This window comes from Prolinoborus fasciculus (assembly GCF_056724605.1).
In genome coordinates this window covers 47,002-71,770 of the sequence record NZ_JBWZQN010000006.1, presented here as the reverse complement: position 1 = coordinate 71,770, position 24,769 = coordinate 47,002, and the positions used below count along the sequence as shown (strand labels likewise).

The 24,769-nt window shown below is 43.3% G+C and carries 21 protein-coding genes and 2 tRNA genes; 15 read left to right on the top strand and 8 right to left on the bottom strand.

Features of this window, described 5'->3' with window-relative positions; all coding sequences use genetic code 11:
* Nucleotides 1-347 precede the first annotated feature (347 nt).
* From AC1P5O_RS02495 to sucD, 5 genes are all read left to right on the top strand, one after another.
* Nucleotides 348-3,182 (top strand): 2-oxoglutarate dehydrogenase E1 component, encoded by a 2,835-nt coding sequence (locus AC1P5O_RS02495; RefSeq protein WP_016806657.1) that lies wholly within the window; start codon nt 348-350, stop codon nt 3,180-3,182.
* Between the two features lie 18 nt (nt 3,183-3,200).
* The gene (gene odhB / locus AC1P5O_RS02490) at nt 3,201-4,415 is read left to right on the top strand and encodes a 2-oxoglutarate dehydrogenase complex dihydrolipoyllysine-residue succinyltransferase (RefSeq protein WP_004279435.1); all 1,215 of its coding nucleotides are present in this window, start codon (nt 3,201-3,203) and stop codon (nt 4,413-4,415) included.
* Between the two features lie 99 nt (nt 4,416-4,514).
* Nucleotides 4,515-5,945 (top strand): dihydrolipoyl dehydrogenase, encoded by a 1,431-nt coding sequence (gene lpdA, locus AC1P5O_RS02485; RefSeq protein ID WP_004279436.1) that lies wholly within the window; start codon nt 4,515-4,517, stop codon nt 5,943-5,945.
* 170 nt (nt 5,946-6,115) lie between these two features.
* Complete coding sequence (sucC, locus tag AC1P5O_RS02480; RefSeq protein WP_005251285.1) at nt 6,116-7,282, top strand: ADP-forming succinate--CoA ligase subunit beta; 1,167 nt, start codon at nt 6,116-6,118, stop codon at nt 7,280-7,282.
* Between the two features lie 12 nt (nt 7,283-7,294).
* The gene (gene sucD, locus AC1P5O_RS02475) at nt 7,295-8,185 is read left to right on the top strand and encodes a succinate--CoA ligase subunit alpha (RefSeq protein ID WP_004730261.1); all 891 of its coding nucleotides are present in this window, start codon (nt 7,295-7,297) and stop codon (nt 8,183-8,185) included.
* A 63-nt stretch (nt 8,186-8,248) separates the two neighbouring features.
* On the opposite strand, the gene AC1P5O_RS02470 is transcribed toward sucD, so the two are convergent.
* The 3 genes from AC1P5O_RS02470 to AC1P5O_RS02460 form a co-directional block, all read right to left on the bottom strand.
* Entirely contained in the window at nt 8,249-9,955 is a 1,707-nt protein-coding gene (locus AC1P5O_RS02470; protein WP_004730259.1) for a flotillin family protein, read from the bottom strand.
* A 37-nt stretch (nt 9,956-9,992) separates the two neighbouring features.
* Entirely contained in the window at nt 9,993-10,628 is a 636-nt protein-coding gene (locus AC1P5O_RS02465; RefSeq protein ID WP_004730256.1) for a YqiJ family protein, read from the bottom strand.
* Nucleotides 10,629-10,943: 315 nt separating this feature from the next.
* Entirely contained in the window at nt 10,944-11,486 is a 543-nt protein-coding gene (locus AC1P5O_RS02460) for a hypothetical protein (RefSeq protein WP_004730254.1), read from the bottom strand.
* A 323-nt stretch (nt 11,487-11,809) separates the two neighbouring features.
* Between AC1P5O_RS02460 and cysD the strand changes: the two genes are divergently transcribed.
* From cysD to AC1P5O_RS02445, 3 genes are all read left to right on the top strand, one after another.
* Complete coding sequence (gene cysD / locus AC1P5O_RS02455) at nt 11,810-12,724, top strand: sulfate adenylyltransferase subunit CysD (protein WP_004730252.1); 915 nt, start codon at nt 11,810-11,812, stop codon at nt 12,722-12,724.
* 165 nt (nt 12,725-12,889) lie between these two features.
* Complete coding sequence (cysN, locus tag AC1P5O_RS02450; RefSeq protein WP_004730250.1) at nt 12,890-14,506, top strand: sulfate adenylyltransferase subunit CysN; 1,617 nt, start codon at nt 12,890-12,892, stop codon at nt 14,504-14,506.
* 145 nt (nt 14,507-14,651) lie between these two features.
* Nucleotides 14,652-14,924, top strand: coding sequence for a hypothetical protein (locus AC1P5O_RS02445; RefSeq protein WP_004730248.1), 273 nt, complete (start codon nt 14,652-14,654; stop codon nt 14,922-14,924).
* A gap of 69 nt (nt 14,925-14,993) precedes the next feature.
* Here the strand turns inward: AC1P5O_RS02445 and AC1P5O_RS02440 are convergent, their stop codons facing one another.
* Complete coding sequence (locus AC1P5O_RS02440) at nt 14,994-15,338, bottom strand: thioredoxin family protein (RefSeq protein WP_004730246.1); 345 nt, start codon at nt 15,336-15,338, stop codon at nt 14,994-14,996.
* Between the two features lie 130 nt (nt 15,339-15,468).
* Here AC1P5O_RS02440 and AC1P5O_RS02435 point away from each other — a divergent pair, with 130 nt between their 5' ends.
* The 3 genes from AC1P5O_RS02435 (at nt 15,469) to AC1P5O_RS02425 (ending at nt 17,936) form a co-directional block, all read left to right on the top strand.
* The gene (locus AC1P5O_RS02435; RefSeq protein ID WP_004730244.1) at nt 15,469-16,461 is read left to right on the top strand and encodes an NAD(P)H-quinone oxidoreductase; all 993 of its coding nucleotides are present in this window, start codon (nt 15,469-15,471) and stop codon (nt 16,459-16,461) included.
* 215 nt (nt 16,462-16,676) lie between these two features.
* Entirely contained in the window at nt 16,677-16,880 is a 204-nt protein-coding gene (locus AC1P5O_RS02430; protein ID WP_004730241.1) for a hypothetical protein, read from the top strand.
* A gap of 153 nt (nt 16,881-17,033) precedes the next feature.
* Nucleotides 17,034-17,936 (top strand): helix-turn-helix transcriptional regulator, encoded by a 903-nt coding sequence (locus AC1P5O_RS02425; protein ID WP_004730239.1) that lies wholly within the window; start codon nt 17,034-17,036, stop codon nt 17,934-17,936.
* Nucleotides 17,937-18,087: 151 nt separating this feature from the next.
* Here AC1P5O_RS02425 and AC1P5O_RS02420 read toward each other — a convergent pair.
* Both AC1P5O_RS02420 and AC1P5O_RS02415 read right to left on the bottom strand, forming a co-directional pair.
* A tRNA-Leu gene (locus tag AC1P5O_RS02420) sits at nt 18,088-18,173 on the bottom strand.
* 10 nt (nt 18,174-18,183) lie between these two features.
* A tRNA-Cys gene (locus AC1P5O_RS02415) sits at nt 18,184-18,257 on the bottom strand.
* Nucleotides 18,258-18,410: 153 nt separating this feature from the next.
* On the opposite strand from AC1P5O_RS02415, the gene folD reads away from it, so the two are divergent.
* Nucleotides 18,411-19,259, top strand: coding sequence for a bifunctional methylenetetrahydrofolate dehydrogenase/methenyltetrahydrofolate cyclohydrolase FolD (gene folD, locus AC1P5O_RS02410; protein ID WP_004646309.1), 849 nt, complete (start codon nt 18,411-18,413; stop codon nt 19,257-19,259).
* Nucleotides 19,260-19,418: 159 nt separating this feature from the next.
* A complete protein-coding gene (locus tag AC1P5O_RS02405) occupies nt 19,419-20,087 on the top strand; it encodes a class I SAM-dependent methyltransferase (protein ID WP_004730236.1) in 669 nt (222 codons plus the stop codon).
* A gap of 73 nt (nt 20,088-20,160) precedes the next feature.
* Here the strand turns inward: AC1P5O_RS02405 and AC1P5O_RS02400 are convergent, their stop codons facing one another.
* Nucleotides 20,161-20,583: a hypothetical protein gene (locus AC1P5O_RS02400; protein WP_004730234.1), complete on the bottom strand. Its 423-nt coding sequence runs from the start codon at nt 20,581-20,583 to the stop codon at nt 20,161-20,163.
* Nucleotides 20,584-20,718: 135 nt separating this feature from the next.
* Nucleotides 20,719-22,548, bottom strand: coding sequence for a phosphoenolpyruvate carboxykinase (GTP) (locus tag AC1P5O_RS02395; RefSeq protein ID WP_004730232.1), 1,830 nt, complete (start codon nt 22,546-22,548; stop codon nt 20,719-20,721).
* Between the two features lie 417 nt (nt 22,549-22,965).
* On the opposite strand from AC1P5O_RS02395, the gene AC1P5O_RS02390 reads away from it, so the two are divergent.
* Nucleotides 22,966-23,904, top strand: coding sequence for a diacylglycerol/lipid kinase family protein (locus tag AC1P5O_RS02390; RefSeq protein WP_348941952.1), 939 nt, complete (start codon nt 22,966-22,968; stop codon nt 23,902-23,904).
* Nucleotides 23,885-24,661, top strand: coding sequence for a metallophosphoesterase family protein (locus AC1P5O_RS02385; protein WP_004646314.1), 777 nt, complete (start codon nt 23,885-23,887; stop codon nt 24,659-24,661). Before AC1P5O_RS02390 ends, AC1P5O_RS02385 begins: the two co-directional genes overlap by 20 nt.
* Nucleotides 24,662-24,769: the final 108 nt, after the last annotated feature.

The window sequence follows — 24,769 nt, the reverse complement described above, 5'->3', positions numbered from 1 at the left end:
TGACTATGTTTAAAAAATGCCACGCCAGGTACATTTTTTAAACACTGCATAATCAGGGACTGGTATATAAAAGGTAGACCCGAGTCGCTTTAGAAAAAATCTTTGTTAATGCTTGCTTTTTTCTAAGTCGATTTGCAAAAAATTGCCCGGTTTCGATCGGGTATTCAATGAGTGATGATGCCGCTGAGGGGCGTTATTGTTCATTAAACATATCAAGATTTTCTTGGTGTGGTGATAACGCCTCATGGCTTATGCCTTATGGGGGACTAGTATCATATTACCAATTTGATGCTAATAATCCTGGGTTTTGCTTAAAAAGCATCCTGAAAATGTTTTTGCAATAGGAAATGGGTCCACAAATGCAAGAAGTTGCTGACGCTCTGCGTCTTGACACTGAACTTTCCGCTGATAGTGCAGCGTATATTGAAGAACTTTATGAGCAGTATCTGACTGCTCCAGACTCAGTGGGTGCTGACTGGAGAGCGTACTTCGATAAATTCCCAAAAGGTGATCAACCACACAGTAATGTACGTGAGCAATTCCTACTTTTAGGTCGCAATTCAAGCCGTATTCAGCCTATTGTTCAGTCGACAGTCAGCTCAGAGCATGAACGTCGTCAAATTGGCGTGCTACAGCTGATTGCTGCGTACCGTAACCGTGGCCACCAGAAAGCAAAACTGGATCCATTAGGTTTGGCGAAGCGTGAAGTTGTGCCTGATCTAGATCTGGCTGCGCATGGTTTGACTCAGTCTGACTTAGACACAGTATTCAATACTGGTAACCTGGCGATCGGTAAAGAAGAAGCGACTTTGGCTGAAATGGTTCAGTCAATGGAAGCCACTTACTGTGGTTCAATCGGTGCTGAATACATGCACATCGTGGACACCAAAGAAAAACGTTGGATTCAACAACGTCTAGAAAGTGCACGCGGTCAATATGGCTTCAATGCTGATCAAAAGAAACATGTCCTTGAGCGTTTAACTGCAGCTGAAGGCCTAGAAAAATATCTTGGTAATAAATTCGTTGGTGCCAAACGTTTCGGCGTTGAAGGTGGTGAAGCATTCATCCCGATGGTCAACGAAATTATTCAGCGTGCAGGTTCTGTAGGCTGTAAAGAAGTTGTGATCGGTATGCCTCACCGTGGCCGTTTAAACCTTCTTGTTAACATCATGGGTAAGAACCCGGCTGACCTGTTTGGTGAGTTCGAAGGTAAATCTATTCATAAGAAAGGTTCTGGTGACGTTAAGTATCACCAAGGCTTCTCTTCAAACGTCATGACTCCGGGTGGCGAAGTTCACTTGGCATTGGCATTTAACCCGTCACACCTTGAAATCGTTGGTCCTGTGGTTGAAGGTTCGGTACGTGCACGTCAAGTACGTCGTAAAGACATTGGCGGCGATGACGTATTGCCATTAATTGTACACGGTGATGCTGCATTTGCAGGTCAGGGCGTCAACCAGGAAACTTTCCAGATGTCACAAACTCGCGGTTATACCGTGGGTGGTACAGTGCACATTGTGATTAACAACCAGGTTGGTTTCACGACATCTGATCCACGTGACGCGCGTTCTACTGAATACTGTACTGACATCGCAAAAATGATTCAGGCACCGATCTTCCATGTCAATGGTGATGATCCTGAAGCTGTGGTGTTCATTTCACAATTGGCACATGATTTCCGTCATACGTTCCGTAAAGACGTTGTGATTGACATGTTCTGCTACCGTCGTCGTGGTCATAACGAAGCGGATGAGCCAGCTGCAACTCAACCAATGATGTATCAAGTGATCAACAAGAAAGCGACTACGCGTACGCTTTATGCGGATCAACTGGTGCAACAGGGTGTTCTTGATCGTGCAAGTGCAGATCAGATGGTTGAAAACTACCGTGCAGACCTGGAAGCGGGTAATCACGTTGCCAATGCACTGGTACTTGAACCAAACAAAAAAATGTTTGTGGATTGGACTCCTTACTTAGGTCATGAGTACACAGACGAGTGGGATACAACTTTCCCAATCGAACGTCTAAAAGAGCTTGGCAAGAAAATGCGTGAGCTTCCTGAAGGCTTCGTGATGCAGCGTCAAGTTGCAAAAGTAATTGATGACCGTCTGAAAATGCAAACGGGTGAAATGCCTCTGAACTGGGGTGCTGCTGAAACTCTGGCGTATGCAACTGTACTAGATGATGGTTACTTGCTTCGTTTAACGGGTGAAGACGTAGGTCGTGGTACTTTCTCACACCGTCATGCAAAACTGCATAATCAGGTAGATGGTTCAACTTATCTTCCACTGTGTAACCTGAAAGAAAACCAGCCGCGTACTGCAATCTATGACTCTTTGTTGTCAGAAATGGCTGTATTGGCATTTGAATATGGTTATGCGACGACTCTTCCTAAGAGTTTGATCATCTGGGAAGCACAATTCGGTGACTTCGCAAACTGTGCACAGGTTGTCATTGACCAGTTCATCTCATCTGGTGAAACCAAATGGGAGCGTGTATGTGGCTTAACTATGCTTCTTCCACACGGTTTTGAAGGTCAAGGTCCAGAACATTCATCTGCACGTTTGGAACGTTTCTTGCAGCTATGTGCTGAAGACAACATGCAAGTCATCACACCGACTACGCCTGCGCAGATTTTCCACGCATTACGTCGTCAAGCGATTCGTCCAATCCGTAAGCCATTGATTGTTACTTCGCCGAAATCTTTACTTCGTCACAAGCTTGCTGTATCTAGCCTTGAAGAGCTTGCAAACGGTACATTCCAAACCGTGATTGATGAAGTAGACAACATCAACAAGTCAGATGTAACCCGTCTGGTTCTGTGTGGTGGTAAGGTGTATTACGACCTAGTTGAAAAACGTCGTGAAAAAGAATTGAACAACACTGCAATTGTACGTATTGAACAATTATATCCATACCCAGAAAAACGCCTGGCAGAAGTGCTTGCGCAATATCCAAACGTTAAAGAACTTGTTTGGGCGCAAGAAGAACCGAAGAACCAAGGCGCTTGGTTGTTCATCGCACCGCGTCTATATGACGACGTGATGAAAGCGGGTAAACAAGTACGTATTAGCTATGCAGGCCGTGAAGCTTCTGCTGCACCGGCATGTGGTTCACCATATTTGCATGCAAAACAACAAGCTCAGCTCATCAACGACGCGCTTGCGATCGACGCTGAATAATCCAGGAGATTCTAAGTAATGGCAACCGAAATTAAAGCACCGGTATTCCCAGAGTCAGTTGCGGACGGTACGATCGCAACTTGGCACAAACAACCAGGTGAAGCAGTGTCACGTGATGAAGTGATCTGCGATATTGAGACTGATAAAGTTGTTTTAGAAGTTGTTGCTCCTGCAGACGGTACACTTGCATCTATTATTAAAGGTGAAGGCGATACTGTTCTTTCAGCTGAAGTCATTGCACAGTTTGAAGAAGGTGCTGTTTCTGGCGCTACGCAAACTCAAGCAGTTCAGTCTGAAGAGAAAGTTGAACAAGCTGCTGCGCAAACTGAAGCTGGTAATGCACCGATCGTTGAACGTCAACAAGTACAGGATCAGGCTCCAGCAGTGCGTAAAGCATTGACTGAATCTGGTGTTGCAGCTGCTGACGTTGCAGGTACAGGCCGTGGCGGTCGCATCACGAAAGAAGATGTGGCAAATCATCAGGCGAAACCGGCAGCACCTGCAGCGCAACCATTAAGCGTTGCAGTGGGCGAGCGTATCGAAAAACGTGTTCCTATGACTCGTCTTCGTAAGCGTGTTGCTGAACGTTTACTTGCAGCGACTCAAGAAACTGCAATGTTGACGACGTTCAACGAAGTGAACATGAAACCAATCATGGAAATGCGTGCTCAATACAAAGATGCATTCGAGAAGCGTCACGGTGCGCGTCTTGGCTTCATGTCATTCTTCGTTAAAGCAGCAACTGAAGCACTTAAACGCTATCCAGCGGTAAATGCTTCAATTGATGGCGATGACATCGTGTATCACGGTTACTACGACATTGGTGTTGCAGTTTCATCTGAACGTGGTCTAGTGGTTCCTGTACTTCGTGATACAGACCGCATGAACTATGCTGAAGTTGAAAATGGCATCCGTGCATATGCTGGCAAGGCACGTGACGGTAAGCTGGGCATCGAAGACATGACTGGCGGTACATTCACTATTACTAATGGTGGTACTTTTGGTTCATTGCTTTCTACACCAATTCTAAATACGCCACAAACTGCGATTCTGGGTATGCATAAAATCCAGGAACGTCCGATGGCGGTGAATGGTCAAGTAGAAATCTTGCCAATGATGTACCTTGCACTGTCTTATGACCACCGTTTAATCGATGGTAAAGAAGCAGTCGGTTTCCTTGTAACAATCAAAGAATTGTTAGAAGAGCCAGCGCGTCTGATCCTTGATCTGTAATTTATTCATTAAAAATCTCCCCTAACCCCTCTTTAAAAAGAGGGGAAGATCCCCCTTTGGAAAAGGGGGATTAATAAGGGGGATTAGTTGGAGATAAACATGTCTCAATTCGATTTAGTCGTAATTGGTGGTGGCCCGGGCGGCTACGAAGCAGCAATTCGTGCAGCTCAACTTGGTTTTAAAGTTGCGTGTATCGAAAAACGTATTCATAAAGGTAAACCATCTTTAGGTGGTACTTGCTTAAACGTCGGTTGTATCCCGTCTAAAGCTTTACTTGATTCTTCACATCGTTATGAAGATACAGTTCAACATCTAGATGACCATGGTATTACGACTGGTGAAGTTAAATTCGATCTTTCTAAAATGCTGGCTCGTAAAGACAAAGTTGTAGATCAATTGACTGGCGGTATCGATCAGTTACTTAAAGGTAATGGCATCGAGTGGTTAAAAGGTACGGGTAAACTGCTTGCAGGTAAAAAAGTAGAATTTGTTTCTCACGAAGGTGAAACTCAAGTTTTAGAGCCTAAATATGTGATTCTTGCGACGGGTTCTGTACCAGTAAATATTCCAGTGGCTCCTGTAGATCAAGACTTAATTGTTGATTCTACTGGCGCGCTTGAATTCCCAGAAGTACCTAAGCGTTTAGGTGTAATTGGTGCGGGCGTGATCGGTCTTGAGCTTGGTTCTGTATGGCGTCGTCTTGGTGCTGAAGTTGTTGTATTTGAAGCAATGGATGCATTCTTACCAATGGCTGATAAAGCATTGGCAAAAGACTTCCAAAAACTGTTGACTAAGCAAGGTATGGATATCCGTATCGGTGCAAAAGTTGCAGGTACTGAAATCAATGGTCGTGAAGTAACGGTTAAATATAACCAAGCTGGTGAAGACAAAACTGAAACTTTCGATAAATTGATCGTTTGTGTCGGTCGTCGCGCATATGCTGAAGGTTTATTGGCTGATGATTCAGGCATTAAATTGACTGAACGCGGTTTGGTTGAAGTCAACGATTGGTGTGCAACTTCAGTTGAAGGCGTATACGCAATTGGTGACTTGGTACGTGGTCCAATGCTTGCGCATAAAGCAATGGAAGAAGGCGTAATGGCGGTTGAGCGTATTCACGGTCATGCTGCACAAGTGAACTATGACACCATTATTTCTGTAATTTACACACATCCGGAAGCGGCGTGGGTAGGTTTAACAGAACAGCAAGCGACTGAAAAAGGTCACGAAGTTAAAACGGGTCAATTCGGTTTTGCTGTGAACGGTCGTGCTTTAGCTGCGGGTGAAGGTGCCGGTTTCGTGAAGTTTGTTGCTGATGCAAAAACGGATCGTTTACTCGGTATGCACGTGATTGGACCTGCTGCGTCTGATATCGTTCACCAAGGTATGATCGCGCTTGAGTTTGTATCTTCAGTTGAAGATCTTCAGTTGATGACTTTCGGTCACCCGACATTCTCTGAAGTGGTACATGAAGCTGCACTTGCAGTTGATGGTCGTGCGATTCACGCGATCCAACGTAAGCGTAAGTAATTTGAAAAAAGAGCGACTTAGGTCGCTCTTTTTACATTTCATGGTTGTTTTTATTGGAACAATCATCTAAAAATAAAGATAACGATTTTAAGAAATGCTGGTACTGCTTTGACGGACGTCTGGGTGCTAGTGGGTTATAACAAGGCAAAGAAGTAATAAAAGGTTATTCAATGAATTTACATGAGTATCAAGCAAAAGCGCTATTAAAAAAATATGGTATGCCTGTGCAGGAAGGAATACTTGCCACCAATGCCGATGAAACGGTGCATGCTTTCGAGCAGCTGGGTGGAAAGTTCGCAGTATTGAAAGCACAGGTGCATGCGGGTGGCCGGGGTAAGGCTGGTGGGGTAAAAGTGGTGAAATCGGCTGCCGAGGCTGCTGAATATGCCAATCAGATTATTGGTTCACGCTTGGTGACTTATCAGACTGATGTCAATGGTCAGCCGGTCAATAGCATTTTAGTTTCTGAGGATGTTTATCCGGTTGAGCGCGAGTTGTACTTGGGCGCTGTGGTAGATCGCTCGACTCGCCGCATCACTTTTATGGCATCGACTGAAGGCGGTGTTGAAATTGAGAAAGTGGCCGAAGAAACCCCTGAAAAAATTATTAAAGTTGAGGTTGATCCTTTAGTTGGTCTAATGCCATTTCAGGCGCGTGAAGTTGCTTTTGCACTTAAACTCAAAGATGGACAAATCAATCAATTTGTTAAAGTCATGACGGCTGCCTATCAGGCATTTGTAGACAATGATTTTGCACTTTTCGAAATCAATCCGCTGTCTGTGCGTGAAAACGGCGACATTCTGTGTGTCGATGCCAAAATCGGAATTGATTCGAATGCACTGTACCGTTTGCCTGAAGTGGCTGCTTTGCGTGATAAGTCTCAAGAAAATGAACGTGAGTTAAAAGCCTCTGAGTTTGATCTAAACTATGTGGCACTTGAGGGTAACATTGGTTGTATGGTCAATGGTGCCGGTCTTGCCATGGCAACCATGGATATTATTAAGCTGTATGGCGGTCAACCAGCCAACTTCCTGGATGTGGGTGGTGGTGCGACCAAGGAGCGTGTGATTGAAGCCTTTAAAATTATCTTGGCAGATCACTCTGTCCAGGGTGTATTGATTAATATTTTTGGTGGAATTGTACGTTGTGACATGATTGCTGAAGCAATTATTGCAGCGGTTCAGGAAGTAAATGTGACAGTTCCTGTGGTTGTTCGCCTCGAAGGCAACAATGCGGAACTGGGTGCAAAATTACTGGATGAATCAGGTTTGAAATTGATTTCTGCACATGGTCTTGCTGACGCTGCAGAAAAAATCGTTGCTGCTGTAAAAGCTTAAGGAGTATCTAACATGAGCGTATTAGTTAATAAAGACACTAAAGTATTGGTACAGGGCTTTACAGGCAAAAACGGCACATTCCATTCTGAACAGGCTTTAGCCTACGGCACTAAAGTCGTGGGTGGTGTAACCCCGGGTAAAGGTGGTCAAACCCATCTGGAATTGCCTGTATTTAATACCATGCGTGAAGCGGTGAAAGAAACTGATGCAGATGCTTCGGTGATTTATGTTCCGGCACCCTTTGTACTGGATTCTATTGTTGAGGCGGTTGATTCTGGCATTGAGTTAATTGTGGTGATTACTGAAGGTGTACCGACCATCGACATGCTCAAAGCCAAGCGTTATCTGGAAACCAATGGTAATGGCACACGTCTGATCGGACCAAACTGTCCGGGTATTATTACGCCGGGTGAATGTAAAATCGGGATCATGCCGGGACATATTCATCAGCCGGGTAAAATCGGGATCATTTCGCGCTCAGGCACACTGACTTATGAGGCTGTGGCGCAAACTACAAAACTCGGTTTAGGTCAGTCGACCTGTATTGGTATTGGTGGGGATCCAATTCCAGGCATGAACCAGATTGACTGCTTGAAACTGTTCCAGGAAGATCCGCAGACTGAAGCCATCATCATGATTGGTGAAATTGGTGGTACGGCGGAAGAAGAAGCCGCAGAATATATTCAATCGAATGTGACCAAGCCAGTTGTTGGTTATATTGCGGGCGTAACTGCACCTAAAGGTAAACGTATGGGCCATGCAGGTGCGATCATTTCAGGTGGTAAGGGCACAGCAGAAGAAAAGTTTGCTGCCTTTGAGCGTGCGGGTATGGCCTATACGCGCAGTCCTGCCGAACTCGGTTCAACTATGCTGCAAGTGTTAAAAGATAAAGGTTTGGCCTGATATCCAAAGTAAACCTGTAATAAAAAGCTCCCAGATGGGAGCTTTTTATATCGCATTCTATTTTTAAGTTTTAGCTTTAAGGCTCTGAGTCATGCCGTTGATATCACCACCTTGAATACCAAGCTCACTCATCAGACTGTCAATGAGCGGTGCTTGGCTACGATAACGTAGGGCGCTATTCACCACCTGATCTGACAGGGCAACATTACCATTCTCATGATGGGCATCTGCCTGACAGGCACCGGCATGACCGCCATGTAGGCCATTCACCTGGAGAATCTTGATATCATCAATATTTTCCATTGGTTTGACGCTTTCCCGGATAATTTCAGGCAAGTATTTCAGCATGGCCAGACGGATCTGCATTTCGACCTGTTCAGGTGACAGGACGTTATTGGCTTCATTGACCGCACGCGTACCTTCAGCATCGACCTGATACTGTTTTTCCATTGCCTGAGCCAGTAGAATTTTCGCATCCGCTTCACCCTTGGCCTTCAGGCGGACTTTTTCTGCTTCAGCCTCAGCCGCAATCCGCACTGCTTCTGCATCATCTGCTGCCGCCTGTTTGCCAGCTTCAGCGGCAACTGTAATGGCAATTGCATCTTTTTCAGCGTGTTCTTTGGCTGCGACCAGTTCAACTGCTTTTTGACGCTCTGCCTGCTGGATTTGACGTACGGTGATGACTTCTTCTTCCGCTTTTACCGCTTGTGCACGTGCCTGATCGGCTTGAGCTTTAGCTTCAGATTCAGCACGTGATTTTTCCGCAATCGCAATGGCGCGATCCTGTTCAGCCAGTTCAATGGTTTTCTTTTGCTCGACCTGTGCTTTTTGAATCAGCTGGGCCTTTTGAATATTTTCATTTTCGACATCACGGGCGGCCAAAATACGCTTGAGTTCGACTTCTCGTTCAGCGGCAATTTGTGCTTCTTCTGCTTCACGTTTTTTGCCGGCTTCCTGAGCGGCAATTTCAGCCAGTTGTTCAGCTCGGCGAATGGCAATTTCACGTTCTTGCTGCAGTTTGGCATATTCTTCTTCACGAATAATTTGCAGGCGCGCCTGTTCAGCTTCCAGATTTTTAGTTTTGATCGCCAGATCGGTATCCTGTTCGATGTGGTTACGCTTGCGACGGCGGTCTTCAATGGTTTCAGTGAGCTTGGTCAGACCTTCGGCATCGAAGGCATTTTGTGGATTAAAGTATTTAAATCCGGTCTGATCCAGTCCGGTTAGGGAAACCGTTTCAAGCTCCAGACCGTTTTTGTGCAAATCTTCTGAAACCACTTGTTGGACTTTTTGTACAAAATCGACCCGTTTTTCATGCAATTCTTCCATGGCCATTTCTGCAGCCACTGCACGCAGTGAATCAACAAATTTGCCTTCCACCAGATTTTTTAATTCATTGGGTGACATGGTTTTTTGACCAAGGGTTTGTGCTGCGGTGGCAATTGAATCTGCTGTAGGTTTGACTCGGACATAGAATTCGGCCATGACATCGACCCGCATCCGGTCACGGGTAATCAGTGCCTGATCATCAGCACGGCGGACTTCAAGGCGTAGGGTGTTCATATTTACTGGAATAATTTCATGTAACACCGGAAGCACGATTGCGCCTCCACCTAAAATCACTTTTTCTCCACCCCAACCGGTACGCACAAAGGAAATTTCTTTGCTTGAACGACGGTATAAGCGTGCAATGATGAGACCGAAAGTCACCAGTGCCACAAAAATAATTCCCGAAATAATTAAAATATTATATAAATCAAATGTTAACATTGTTATAAAGTCTCAATTGAGTGCTAGCTAAATAAAATTAAAGTGCAATGGCTTGAAAGCCGTTCTTGGTTTTGTGGGTTAGAACTACATTCTGACCTTGATTTAAAATTTGATTGTTTTCTGGTTCAACCAGAACATAATGAGTCTGGCCATGTTGATCTCGGACTTTGGCTTGTGCGGGAGAATTCACTTTGGCATCTCCCAGAATAATGGTCGCGGTACGTCCGATGAGTTCATCACTGTAAATCGCGGAAGTTTCATCTTGGGGCAGGAGCTTACTGGCGGCCATGGCAAGAAAGCGCACCACAGGCATACACAGAAACAGGCAGGCCGGAGAAATCAGCCAAACATTAAACAGCTGGCTGGTCAGGCGCTCAAATATGCCCTGAATCAATAAACCGCTTAACCCATAACTGGTCAGAAAAATGATTAGCCAGATAAATAAAGGCAGACGCCCCAGATATAACCAGTCAAATACTTTGCTGAAAACACCCGGAGACTGATCCGGGCTTATTTCTGGTTGCAGGGGATCTTCAGGTAAAAACTGTTCGAAGATATGCTGAGAGCCGCCGCCGAGCAGCAATAGAATACATTCTAGTGCAGCAAACATCAGCATTAGGCTCAGGCTAATACTAAATACGATATTTGATGGATGCGTAAACAGTTCCCACATTTCTTTATCTCTATAATTATGTTTTTAGGAAAAGTGTCTGAAAGTTTTTATTGATATAACGATAACAGTAATTACTGATTTTGTATGCAAAAAAATAACAAAAAACCCGATAAACAAGGATTGAATATATTGATTATTTAATAATTATTGAACTATTAAAATTAATAATAAACTATAAGAAGCTAACTGGATGTTTGAGCAAGTGATACCATAGTGGCAATAGGAATTCTGAATAGCATGGCATTCTGTGTGTGCTTGCCTGAGAAAGTATAGAGATACATCGACCTGAGTATCTCCAAATTTTTCTGTTCAAGTTTAAAGTAGGGCAGTCTGAATCCGGACTTTCATATCTAGAGTCTGTTGCAGAATATAGTGTTGCATCCATTTGACCTGTTCGCCCATAGGATTGACCTTGACTGCAGTATTCAGGAAGTCGAGATCAGGCTGCTTGAAAAGCTGTTGTTGCAAGGTTTGCTCCAAAATCTGACTGTTGGTTGTCAAAGGTAATGCCACTAGATAGAACGCTTTAGGATAATTATAAAAGGCATATAATAAATTAAAGGCTTTTTGATCACCTTTTAGGTTGCCAGCACCAATTTCGTAAGCTGCGTTCTGGTTGCTATAAGTAACGCCGATTAGGAATTCCCAATGACCTTCTTGCAAACGCAGACCAAACTGTAATCCGATTTGATCCGCGGTCAGCTCGTGTTGCAGATAGATATTTAAAGGCTTGCCATCATCACTGAAAGGTTCTTGCAAGACTAGAATATGTTGCTGATGCTGATAAATATAACCAGCAAGCTGGGCCTGTTCCAGACGGGTTTTTACAGTGGTGAGATCAAAAGCGCTATAGGGCATAAACGAAGTATATCAATAGGGAGAATTGGGTCTTACTCTAGTAATTTTTTAACTATTTGAGAACCACTACTTTAGATTATTTTCCTAGGATTTTATTGGTTTAGCGACAGGGTAATATATACCTATATCACACAATACCCTCGCTTGAATTGTGCAAATCATTGATTCATAAAAACTGATATTCATTATTGATGAATTTTTATATGAGCTTTTGATATATCAATATCATAAAACAAGCAATGGATAGGATAAGTAAATCACTATAATGAATATAAATTTTCAAAAGTGTCATAAGTACACGTTTTTCTAAGCTGGTGTTGTCCATGTCGTTAAATGAGGAAAGACTTACTCATCTCAAACAGCTTGAAGCTGAGAGTATTCATATCATCCGCGAAGTTGCTGCCGAGTTTGAAAATCCGGTCATGCTGTATTCGATTGGTAAAGATTCGGCGGTCATGCTGCATCTTGCGCTAAAAGCGTTCTACCCAGCAAAACTTCCATTTCCATTATTACATGTCGATACAGGCTGGAAGTTTAAAGACATGATCACTTTCCGGGACAATATGGCGAAAACCCATGGTTTCGATTTGATCGTGCATCAGAATAAAGAAGGGGTTGAGGCAGGTATTAACCCGTTCGACCACGGTAGTTCTAAATATACCGACATCATGAAAACTCAGGGCTTAAAACAGGCTCTGGATAAATACGGTTTTGATGCTGCTTTTGGTGGCGCGCGCCGTGATGAAGAAAAATCACGTGCGAAAGAACGTGTTTATTCATTCCGTGATTCGAAACATCGTTGGGATCCGAAAAACCAGCGCCCAGAACTTTGGAATCTTTATAACGGTAAAGTGAACAAGGGCGAAAGTATTCGTGTATTCCCATTATCTAACTGGACTGAGCTGGATATCTGGCAATACATCTATTTGGAAAGTATTCCATTAGTACCACTTTATTTGGCTGCAGAACGTCCTGTGGTTGAACGTAGTGGCACGCTTATTATGGTTGATGATGAACGTATGCCTTTAAAAGAAGGTGAAGTTCCACAAATGAAATCGGTACGTTTCCGTACTTTGGGTTGTTATCCATTAACAGGTGCTGTGGAATCTACAGCCAATACCTTGCCGGAAATTATTCAGGAAATGTTACTGGCAACCAGTTCTGAGCGTCAAGGTCGTATGATTGACCATGATGAAGCAGGCTCGATGGAGAAGAAGAAGCAGGAAGGCTACTTCTAATTTAATCTCCCCCCTTGCGCAGCAATGCTGCTCACCTCTTTAAAAAGAGGGGGAACTCCTAAATCAGAACGGAGATAAAGTCCCTCTTTATTAAAGAGGGATTTAGGGAGATTAAAAAAAGATTCAAAACAACCGATTTCTAAAGAATATGTGGAGCTTTGAGCGATGTCTCATCAATCTGATTTAATCAGCCAAGATATCTTGGGCTATCTGAAACAACATGAAAATAAAGACCTGTTGCGTTTCCTGACTTGCGGTAACGTGGACGATGGTAAATCGACGTTAATCGGTCGTCTGCTGTACGATTCAAAATTGATTTATGAAGATCAATTACAGGCTGTGACCCGTGACTCGAAGAAAGTCGGTACGACAGGTGATGCACCTGACTTGGCACTTCTGGTTGATGGTTTACAAGCAGAGCGTGAGCAAGGCATTACCATTGATGTGGCCTATCGTTATTTCTCGACAGAAAAGCGTAAGTTCATCATCGCGGACACGCCGGGACATGAACAGTATACCCGTAACATGGCGACAGGTGCGTCGACGTGTGACCTTGCGATCATTTTGATTGATGCGCGTTATGGCGTGCAAACCCAGACGCGTCGTCATACCTTTATTGCGAGTTTGCTCGGGATCAAGAACATCATTGTTGCAATCAATAAGATGGACTTGGTGGAATTCTCTGAAACGCGTTTCAATGAAATCCAGGCTGAATATGCGGCATTCGTTGCACAATTGGGCGACCGTAAACCAAGCAATATCATCTTTACGCCTATTTCTGCATTGAATGGCGATAACGTGGTGAACAAGTCAGCCAATACGCCATGGTACACTGGTGAAACGCTGATGGGTACACTTGAATCGGTGGAAATTAACCGTAGTTCAGCGAAGCAGGATTTCCGTTTCCCTGTGCAATACGTGAACCGTCCAAACCTCGACTTCCGTGGTTTCTGCGGTACGATCGCACTTGGCGATATCAATGTTGGCGATACCGTAACAGCATTACCTTCTGGTAAATCATCGACTGTCAAAGAAATTGTCACTTTTGATGGCAATCTTGAGCATGCAGTTGCAGGTCAGGCAGTGACTTTAACGCTTAACGATGAAATTGATATTTCACGTGGTAACGTGTTAATTCGTGCGGATCAAGCTGTTCCAAATATTTCCCGTTCAGTTCAAGCGACTGTTGTGTGGATGGCAGATCAACCACTTGTACTGGGTAAGCTGTACAACATCAAGATTGGTACGCAAACCGTTCCGGCAAAAGTAACGGCAATTCATTACCGTACCAACGTTAACACATTGGAAAAAGTTCAGGTGGATAAACTTGAGCTAAATGCAATCGCCAATGTGACTGTTGAATTTGATGCACCAGTGGTCTTTGACCGTTATCAAGACAGCCGTTTCACCGGTTCGTTTATCTTCATCGATCGTTTGAATAACGTGACGATTGGTGCTGGTATGGTGGAAGAATCAGTTGAATGGTCTGCACACGATGAGCCTGTCACTGCAGAAGCACGTGCGGCACGTTTGGGTCAAAAACCTGCTGCGGTGACTGTATCTGGTAAAGCTTTGGAAAATGCTCAGGCGCTAGAAAGCTTGCTGATTCAGCAAGGGATCGTTGCTATTGCTAAAGCATGTTTGAATGCGGAGCAGGTTGCACTGGTTCGTGAAACTGGTGTGGTTGTGATTACCGATGCTGCTGAAGGTACAGACACGACTTTAACCGTAGATACAGTTGAAGAACTTGCTGAGAAGATTGTGGAATTGGTTCGTCTTTAAGACTGGACTGATTTGAAGAAACCCGCTGAAAAGCGGGTTTTTTATTGCCTAAATTTTGATTGCATGAAAATCATTCGATTAGTCAAAATGTGATCTTTCAATTTACTAGTCAATTAATACAATACTCCCTAGATTTGGGGAATATATGAAAAAATTAATATTGCTGGCTGGCTTGTGTGTGGCTTTTGGAGCTGAAGCCAAACAGAGCAGCCAAAGCGTTGAAGCAATCAAGCAAAAAATAATCCAGCAGTCGATTCAGAATTATCCGGGAAATTGTCCGTGTCCTTACAATACTGCAAGTAATGGTAGTCGTTGTGGTAAGCGTAGTGCTTATAATCGTGCAGGCGGATATGCGCCGCTGTGTTATCCGGAAGATGTGAGTGATCGAATGGTAAAGGAATATAAAGGGCGTAGTTAATTAAAGGCTCCGTATTTAGATAGTGAGCTAAAAGAAATATTTTTGTTAGATTTGGCTTCACATGGGTAATTATTCATAAGAATCATTGAGGACTAAGGCCAGAATTGCTTTCATTTCGGTTAAACTTTTCACGCCTGCAATCCTTTTAATAATTTCTCCATTTCTAAAAATAAGCGTAGAAGGCAAACCATAGGCATTATAGCGCAAGGTTAAAATCGGAGACTGATCCACATTGATCTTGCCAAATTTAACTTCAGGATTTACCTCAGCATAGTATGTCGCCAGTTCGGCAAAGATCGGAAAATTCTGAACACAGGGCTTGCACCAGTCTGCATAAAAGCGAATCACGGCAAAACCTTCAAACCACTCAAAATCACTGTAATTGTTTTCGTTATATTCGATCACTTGGATCATGGTTGGCCTATTATCAATTTCCTGAATAGTCCCCCGATTATACATAAGTCCGATGTAGCTTCATTCCTCATGCTAACTATGTTCAAATAAGTCCAAGATATATGAAATGCATAGATTAGGGAAAGAAATCATGTCGCAACAAACCATGCAGCAAGTCATTATTACAGAACCAGGTGGTGTCGATAAACTCGCTTATGAAACGGTGACTGTACCTGAACCTAAAGCAGATGAAGTTCTGGTGAAAGTTCATGCCTTTGGTATTAACCGTCCAGATATCCTGCAGCGTCAAGGCTTATATCCGATGCCGAAAGGGGTAACGCCAGTTCCTGGCCTGGAAGTGGCAGGTGAGGTGGTTGCGATTGGTAGTGATGTAAGTCAGTTTAAAGTTGGTGACAAGGTTTGTGGTTTGACCAATGGTGGCGGTTATGCTGAATATTGCGTAGTGCCAGAAAGCCAGACCTTGAATATTCCTGAAGGCGTAAGTTTTGTCCAGGCAGCGGCCATTCCTGAAACTTTCTTTACCGTGTGGGCTAATGTGTTCCAGATGGGTCAGGCTAAAGCAGGGGAAACGGTACTGGTGCATGGTGGAACCAGTGGGATTGGTACGACTGCTTTGATGCTGTGTAAATCACTTGGTATTAAAACTTTTGCAACTGTGGGTTCAGATGAAAAAGTTGCAGCGATTTCTGATTTAACCACGGCTATTAATTATAAAACTCAGGACTTTGAGCAAGTTATTAATGAAGCTACCGACAATGGTGGTGTCGATGTTATTTTAGATATGGTCGGTGCACCTTATTTAGAGCGTAATTTAAATTTGTTGCGCCGTGATGGACGTCTGGTCTATATCGCCTTCTTGGGTGGTGCTAAGGCCAAAGAAGTTAAACTCGGACAAATCATGATGAAACGTCTGACCATTACCGGTTCGACCATGCGTGCACGCAGCACGGCTGAAAAAGCGGAAATTGCACAAGGCCTGAAAGAGCAGATTGCACCATTGTGGGCAAAAGGCGAATGTCTCCCGATGATCTATAAAACGTTTAAGTTCGATCAGATTCAGGATGCCCATGCCACAATGGATACTGGAGAGCATGTGGGTAAAGTTGTAGTTGAAATTATTTAATACGAGATAAGTGATTCAAAAAAAGCCAGTAATTTTACTGGCTTTTTTTAATTTTAAGTAAAATATTATTACAAATAAATATATAAAATCTTGAATAAAAATTAAAAAATGTTAACTGTTCGACACAACCTGTCAATTATGACACGTAAATTGCATGTATAGATAATTCCGACCAAATGGTTAAACATTCACATGAATGTGAGAGGGAAAATAAGATGAAAATTATTTCAACAGCATATAGTTCAAAACATAGTTTAAGCGCATTACGACGTATTCATAAAATGATTATTCGCGGAACCATCAGCTGGGTAGAGTTACATAAAATGTATCGGGCGATGCTGCATCTGGAGCGTTATATAGAAAGATTAACAATACAAAATCGTCATTCAAGCAAGAAAGCATCCAGAAAATCCAAATAAGATCTTGTATTTTTAGGGTGAATAAAGGGTCAAGATCTGATGCAAAAAAATATCTTAGACTTTGTCCTAATATTATTCATTGATCGGCATTCAGTATAATCATTCAACATCTAGCGATAAATAAGTACATGAGAATGTATTAAGTGGGGATTTATGAAGCGCCCAGCTTCAACACATGAGCGTCTTGCAGAGCGTTTAGCCAGAATTTTGACCAAATTAAACGTCGGATATCAACTCCGGGCTGCAGAGCTAGCTGCAGAATTTCAAGTCAGCACCCGTACCATTGAGCGTGATTTTGATCGTCTAGGCTCTTACTTACCCTTACTTCAAGATGAACAGAAACGATATTATCTGGAACTCTCTTATTTAGGGCGCTTTAAATTGCAGGATATCCAGACCTTTGCCCAGCTTTCGGGGATCAGTGAGCTGTATCCGGCGCTGGATATGTCTTTTATGCGTGAATTGCTGGATGAGCGGGCAAATCAGGTATTTTCGGCAAAAGGCTATTATTTTGAAGATGCCAAACAGTTTGCCGAGCATTTCAAGTTGCTTGCAAGCGCAATCTATAAACGTCAGCAGGTTGAGTTGCAATATTCAGATCAATTGCGAATCATTAAGCCTTATCGCTTGATTCACCATCATGGTATCTGGTATCTGGTAGGTGTAGATCAGGACAAGTTGCGCACCTATCGCTTAAGTCAGGTGCAACAACTCAAGCTGGTTTCTGAGGTGGAGAGCTTTGCGCATGATCCTGAAATACTGAAAATGCTGGTAGATGAAGACAGCATCTGGTTTGGGCAGCAAAAGCAGCAAGTCTTAATCAAGGTACAACCTGAAGTCGCGGTCTTTTTTAAAGAGCGCCGTTTATTTCCAGAACAGCAGATCGAGCAGGAAACTGGGACTGGAGAGTTAGTGATTAGTTGCCAGATTCGTCACGAAATGCAGTTATTGCCTTTGGTGCGTTACTGGTTACCTTATGTGAAAATTATTGAGCCGATTCATTTCCAGCAAAAACTGGAACAGGATTTGCAAGGATATTTACGTTCTGCTGGATGATATTGAGAAAGCAGAGCAGGAGGGCCTGATTAATGATGACACTTTAAATGGGAATTTAATTTACTTATTTTTTGACTAACTAAATTACAGACATAAAAAAACCAGCTTTCGCTGGGTTCTTTATTTGCACCATCTTTCTATAGTAGAAGAATGGTGCCCGAGGCCAGACTCGAACTGGCACGCTTTGTGGGCGGGGGATTTTAAATCCCCTGTGTCTACCGATTTCACCACTCGGGCTTTAACAAGATGGAGGCGGAGGTCGGAATCGAACCGGCGTCCACGGAGTTGCAGTCCGCTGCATGACCACTCTGCCACCCCGCCGCGTCTTGTTGATGCGTATATTAGCAAGCCCAGAAAAAAAAACAATAGTGTATTCATCTGTATGCGCATAAAAACATCATCTGGCGGAAAATATTTAAATTATTCATGTAGAATGTGCAAAATTGATTCATATCAACACTTGGGAGAAGTGCCGTGGCATTAGTTCTAGACGGTCGTGCATTGGCGAAGCAAATTGAAGCTGACTTGTTTACTCGCGTAGAAGCGCTGAAAGCAAAATCAGGTCGTACTCCAATTCTTGCGACGATTTTGGTAGGTGACGATGGTGCATCTGCAACTTATGTTCGCATGAAAGGCAATGCCTGCCGCCGTGTTGGTATGGATTCACTCAAAGTGGAACTTCCTAAAGAAACCACAACTGAAGAATTATTGGCTGAAATTGAAAAATTAAATGCAAATCCTGATGTGCACGGTATTCTGCTTCAGCACCCGGTTCCTGCGCAAATTGATGAGCGTGCCTGTTTCGATGCAATCTCGCTTGAAAAAGACGTAGATGGTGTCACTTGCCTGGGCTATGGTCGTATGGCAATGGGTGAGGCAGCCTATGGTTCAGCGACGCCTGCGGGTATTATGACTATCCTGAAAGAGAACAACATTGAAATCGCTGGTAAACATGCGGTAGTTGTAGGTCGTTCTGCAATTTTGGGTAAACCAATGGCTGCGATGCTGCTAGAAGCGAATGCAACCGTAACCATTTGCCATTCACGTACTCAAGATCTTGCAAGCTTTGTTAAGCAAGCAGATATCATTGTCGGTGCGGTAGGTAAAGCAGAATTAATTCAAAAAGACTGGATCAAACAAGGTGCAGTGGTTGTTGATGCTGGTTTCCATCCACGTGATGGCGGTGGTGTTGGTGATATCCAACTTGTTGGCATTGAAGAAATTGCTTCTGCTTATACCCCAGTTCCGGGTGGCGTAGGTCCAATGACGATTACTACTTTAATCCGTCAAACGGTTGAAGCTGCTGAGAAAGCGTTAGGTTAAGCCTATTCTCCCTCTCCCTGTGGGAAAGGGTTCGGGGTGAGGGTCTTAAAAATAATCCTCTCCCTAGCCCTCTCCTTTAAAAAGGAGAGGGAACTTTCTTTATTAATTTGACTTTCATATTTGAAACTAAAATTTTGCCTATCTAAGAATAAAAATCCAATGAGCTGTACCTTCCAATTCCCTAAAGCCCCTGAGCATTTACTCCAAGCCTTGCATGATGTGATTCCACACTGTGAGCTACATGCACAGCAATTGCCGGATACACCCATTTCCCTGTGGCTGATTCCGCCAGTATTCCCAACAGATAAGCTGGATGATGAGGTGATTCGTCGCATTTGGAATGATACACCATACTGGATCTTTTGCTGGGCCTCAGGCTTGGCGATGGCGCAGTGGCTATTGGCAGAGCCGCATCATGTTAAAGACAAAGTAGTTTTGGATTTTGGGGCGGGATCGGGCGTAGTTGCCATTGCGGCGAAAATGGCAGGTGCAAAACGTGTGATCTGCTGTGATATCGATCAAGTTAGTCTAGATGCCTGTCGTGCCAATGCAGAGCTAAATGATATCGAGCTTGAATATCTGGATGACCTATATAAGGCAGAGAAGGTGGATATTTTATTAGCCGCAGATGTGCTCTATGATCAATGTAACCGTTTCTTCCTGGATGAGTTTTTAAAATTTGCACCTGAGGTGTGGGTTGCAGACAGTCGGGTAAAAAACTTTAGTCATCCTCAATATGAAAAACTTGACGAGCGTAGTGCGACGACCTGGCCGGATTTGGATGAATCGCCCGAATTTCGTAATGTCAGTTTCTATAAAACACGTTAAATTTAAAAAATTAAAAAGGGCACTAGGCCCTTTTTGATTGTCTTACTCTGATTAAGTAACTAAGTATCAGATATTAAGAACAGGTATAACGAATAACCCGCATGGTCGTAGGGCGGGCTTCTAAAGCTTCGCGTGCACCCGGGTTCTCGCTATTATGTAAATCAGGCGTATTGCTCAAGCTGATTTGCGTGCGGCTATTACCCAGTTGGCGGCCATAGTTTTCCTGTTCCGCAGTTGGATTGGAAATTTCATTGGTGCTTAAAATCTGGATGTTGTAAGTTTTGGAATTTCCTAACACGTGTCTGCAAGCGGCTTGCAAGCGATTTTCATCCTGGCTTGGTCGTCCTGAGAGGGTGTAGCTCAGGGTTGCTGTATTGCCTGAACGTTCCAGAATTTCATAACCACTTTGTCCATTGAATTGATGGGGTGTGGTCTGACATGCACTCAGTATAAAACTGCTTGCAGCCACAGCCAAAATTACTGTTGTTCTTTTCATATTTATAGTTCCTGAAGTCTTGGTTTAAGTATGCCATATTTTGCTTAAGCAGCTGCTCTGGTCAATTGTGATCAATTGTTTAAACAGCCAATAAAAAAGGCCGCTTACGCGACCTTTTTTAAATTAAATCAGCAATTAAGCAGATTTAACCGCAGCAATAAGTTCTGCTTGACGAGTTTTTAACGCTTCCGGTAAACGCTCACCTAGCTTGTCGAACAATTCAGTATGGCTTTCAAGTTCTTTGATCCATTGATCTTTATCTTGAGAAGTTACTAGGTCAAATTGTTCTTTAGTGAAGTCAGAACCAGTCCAGTTCAGCTGTTCATAAGTAGGAACTAGGCCAATTGGTGTTTCAACAGCCTCAGCACGACCTTCACAACGGTCAATGATCCACTCAAGAACACGCATGTTTTGACCGAAACCAGGCCATACGAAGTTGCCTTCAGCATCACGACGGAACCAGTTCACGTTGTAGATACCTGGAAGTTTGTTGCCAGCAGCGGCAGCTTTCGCGCCCACTTGCTCGCCCATTTCTAACCAGTGCGTGAAGTAATCCGCCATGTTGTAGCCAGCGAATGGCAGCATCGCGAACGGGTCACGACGAACAACACCTTGTTGACCAACAGCAGCAGCAGTTGTTTCAGAGCCCATCGTTGCAGCTTTGTAAACACCGTCAACCCAGTCAAATGCTTCTGAAATTAGAGGCACAGTGTCTGCACGGCGACCACCGAAGATGAACGCAGAAATTGGCACGCCAGCTGGATTTTCCCAGTCAGCGTCAATAGAAGGGCATTGACCAGCTGCAACTGTGAAACGAGCATTTGGATGCGCTGCTTTTTCTTCGCCAGTGTGTGGTTGACCTTTCCAGTTAGTCAGGTTGGCAGGCGCTTCTTTAGTCAGACCTTCCCACCATACTTCACCGTTGTCAGTCACAGCGACGTTTGTATAAATCACGTCTTTGTGCATGGTTGCCATACAGTTCGGGTTGGTCTTGGTGTTGGTACCAGGCGCTACACCGAAGAAGCCAGCTTCAGGGTTGATTGCATATAAGCGACCGTCTTCACCTGGTTTGATCCAGGCAATATCGTCACCTACAGTTTCAATCTTCCAGCCTTCATAGCCAGCTGGTGGAATCAACATAGCGAAGTTTGTTTTACCACATGCAGATGGGAATGCAGCTGCGATGTAGTGTTTTTCGCCTTGTGGATTGGTCACGCCAAGGATCAGCATGTGTTCAGCTAACCAGCCTTGTTGACGACCCATAAATGATGCAATACGTAATGCCAGGCATTTTTTACCCAACAATGCGTTACCGCCATAACCAGAACCATAAGACCAGATCTCACGAGTTTCTGGGTAATGCACGATGTATTTTTCTTTGTTGCAAGGCCATGCAACATCTTTTTCGCCGTTCGCAAGCGGAGCACCTACAGTGTGTACGCAAGGAACGTATTCACCGTCAGTACCAAGAACGTCATAAACAGCTTTACCCATACGAGCCATTTTAGACATGCTTACTGCAACGTAAGGAGAGTCAGTTAACTCGATACCGATATGAGCGATATGAGAACCCAATGGACCCATTGAGAATGGAACCACATAAAGTGTACGACCTGCCATTGAACCGTCAAATAAACCGTTCAATTTTTCGCGCATGACAGCAGGTGCTTCCCAGTTGTTGGTCGCGCCAGCATCGTCTTTGTTTTCAGAACAGATGTAAGTACGATCTTCAACACGTGCTACGTCAGAAGGATCAGAATTTGCAAGATAAGAACCAGGATGAGTTTCTTGATTCAGCGCTTGCATTGTGCCGTTAGCGATCATCAAGTCGATATAACGTTGATATTCTTCTGCGCTACCGTCACACCATTCAATTTTTGCTGGTTTTGTTAATTTAGCAATCTCTTCCACCCAAGCAATAAGCTTAGGGTGACGAACGAATTCTGGTGCGTTCACTTGGGTCATGGTGAGGCCTATCTCAAATGTGTACAAATTAGATGTACAAAGTACAATCCGAGCAATAAAAAATATCGCCCAGATGAAATATGAAAAAAAGTGGCTGTATTAAAGCATAAAATGATAAAAAAAATAAGACCAAAGAAGTGCTAGATTTCTTTTGGAATATAATGCTATTTTATTTATAAATATAAGTAAAACAACAAGATAAAACTAAATATTTGAATTATTGATTCTATTTATTTAAATGATGGGTGGTATTTATTTTAAAAATTAATATTAAAATCATTATCTTAATTTTATAAGATCTCTAATATTCATTATTGATTAAATAAATGGTTGCCATTTGAATTTTACATAAAGCCACTGTTAATTGTCTATGAATTGGACAAAATGCCAATAGGCTTCAATGAAATTGCGCGAAAAATGTCTAATCAATCTAAACCCTTATCGCTAATTTTTAATCATAAAGCTGGTTTTCGCATACAGGGGCCAGAAGGCATTTATGAACAGCTGATCGATATATTTTCAGCACAGGGTTATCAAACTAAAGCTTATGAAATCAATGATTCACAGCAATTTGATAAAATTATGAATGAGGTGCTTGAACAGCATTTGGCATCTAGCGAGTCAGGAATTATCGTTGCAGCGGGCGGAGATGGCACTTTAAATACAGTCGCCAAACATGTGTTGAATACGCAAATTCCTGTCGGTATTTTGCCTTTAGGGACTTTTAACTATGTGGCCAGATTATTGGGGATTCCGCTGGATTTGCTTGAAGCGGCAAAAGTGATTGCGACAGGACAGCCACAACGTATGAATGTTGCTCGGATCAATCAGGAAATTTATCTGAATAATGCCAGTTTAGGTCTATATCCTTTATTTATTAACAAACGTGAAGACTATAATCGTATTTTTGGTCGCTTACCGCTACATGCCTATACCTCTGCACTGGATGTTCTGATTCGCGACCGTAAAGAATTAAAGCTAAAAATCTGGGTGGACCACAAGAAATATCCAGTGAAAACACCATTGATCTTTTTTGGCAATAATCCCTTGCAACTGGCGGATATGAAAATGCGCATTGCAGAAGCGGCTGAAAAAGGCAAAGTGGCGGGAGTTGTAGTTTCTAAAAGTGATAAGCTTACTTTATTTAAGCTAGTGTATCAGCTGATTCGTGGCAAGATTGACCAGGCATCGGATGTTTATAGTTTTGCAGCCGATCAAGTTCGAATCGAATCCCGAGCCAAGAAACTGATGGTAGCGATTGATGGGGAAATTGTGGAAATGGCCCCGCCACTCAATATTTCTGTATTAAAAGATAGCCTAAACGTAATGGTGCCACATGATCCTGCATCTGTCTGATCTGCATTTTGGAACAGAGAAGCCGGAGTGTTTAGAAGCGATTCGGCATTTCTGTCAGACCCATCCACTTGAAGCCGTCGTCATCAGTGGTGACCTGACTCAGCGCGCACGTTTGGGTCAATTCTTTGCCTGCAAAAAATTTTTAGATCAGCTCAATACGCCTTATATGGTGATCCCGGGGAATCATGATATTCCGCTCTATCATTTGTGGAATCGGCTTTTCAATCCATTTACCCGTTACCAGATTTTTTTTGGTGAATTGGAGCCAATATTTGAAACTGAAAATTTTTATCTGATTGGGGTGAATTCGATCCGACGTCGATATCATACCAAAGGGCATTTATCCCTTGAGCAGATTCAGCGTATTGACCTGACGCTGGCGCAGGCGCCTGCTTCCAAATTAAAAATCATTGTCAGCCATCAGCCTTTTTATGTGCCTTTTCAAAATAAGCGCGGTTTCAAGGACAGCCCATTGATGGCCAAAATTGCTTTAGAGGCCTGGGCAGAGCATGGTCTGTTTGCGGTGTTACATGGGCATCTGCATCAACCGGCGATTTATGATTTGAATCAGATGTTCGGATTGGGGATGGATCATCCTGTATATGATGTACATGCAGGGACTTCTGCGTCAAATCGTCTACATAAAGATGAACCGAACAGCTTTAATCTGATTGATGCCACAGGAAAAATTTCTCAATATTTATTCGATGAAGTGGCACAAGCCTTTATGTTGAAGGCTGATCTGCCGAATAAATAGACGAAAACCTATGATTCGTTAAAAAAAACCAATTTTTTTTCATTTTTGCCCTTGAAGCGTTTTATTCCATCTCCATAAAAGTGACATCAAAAATTTTTGATGATGACC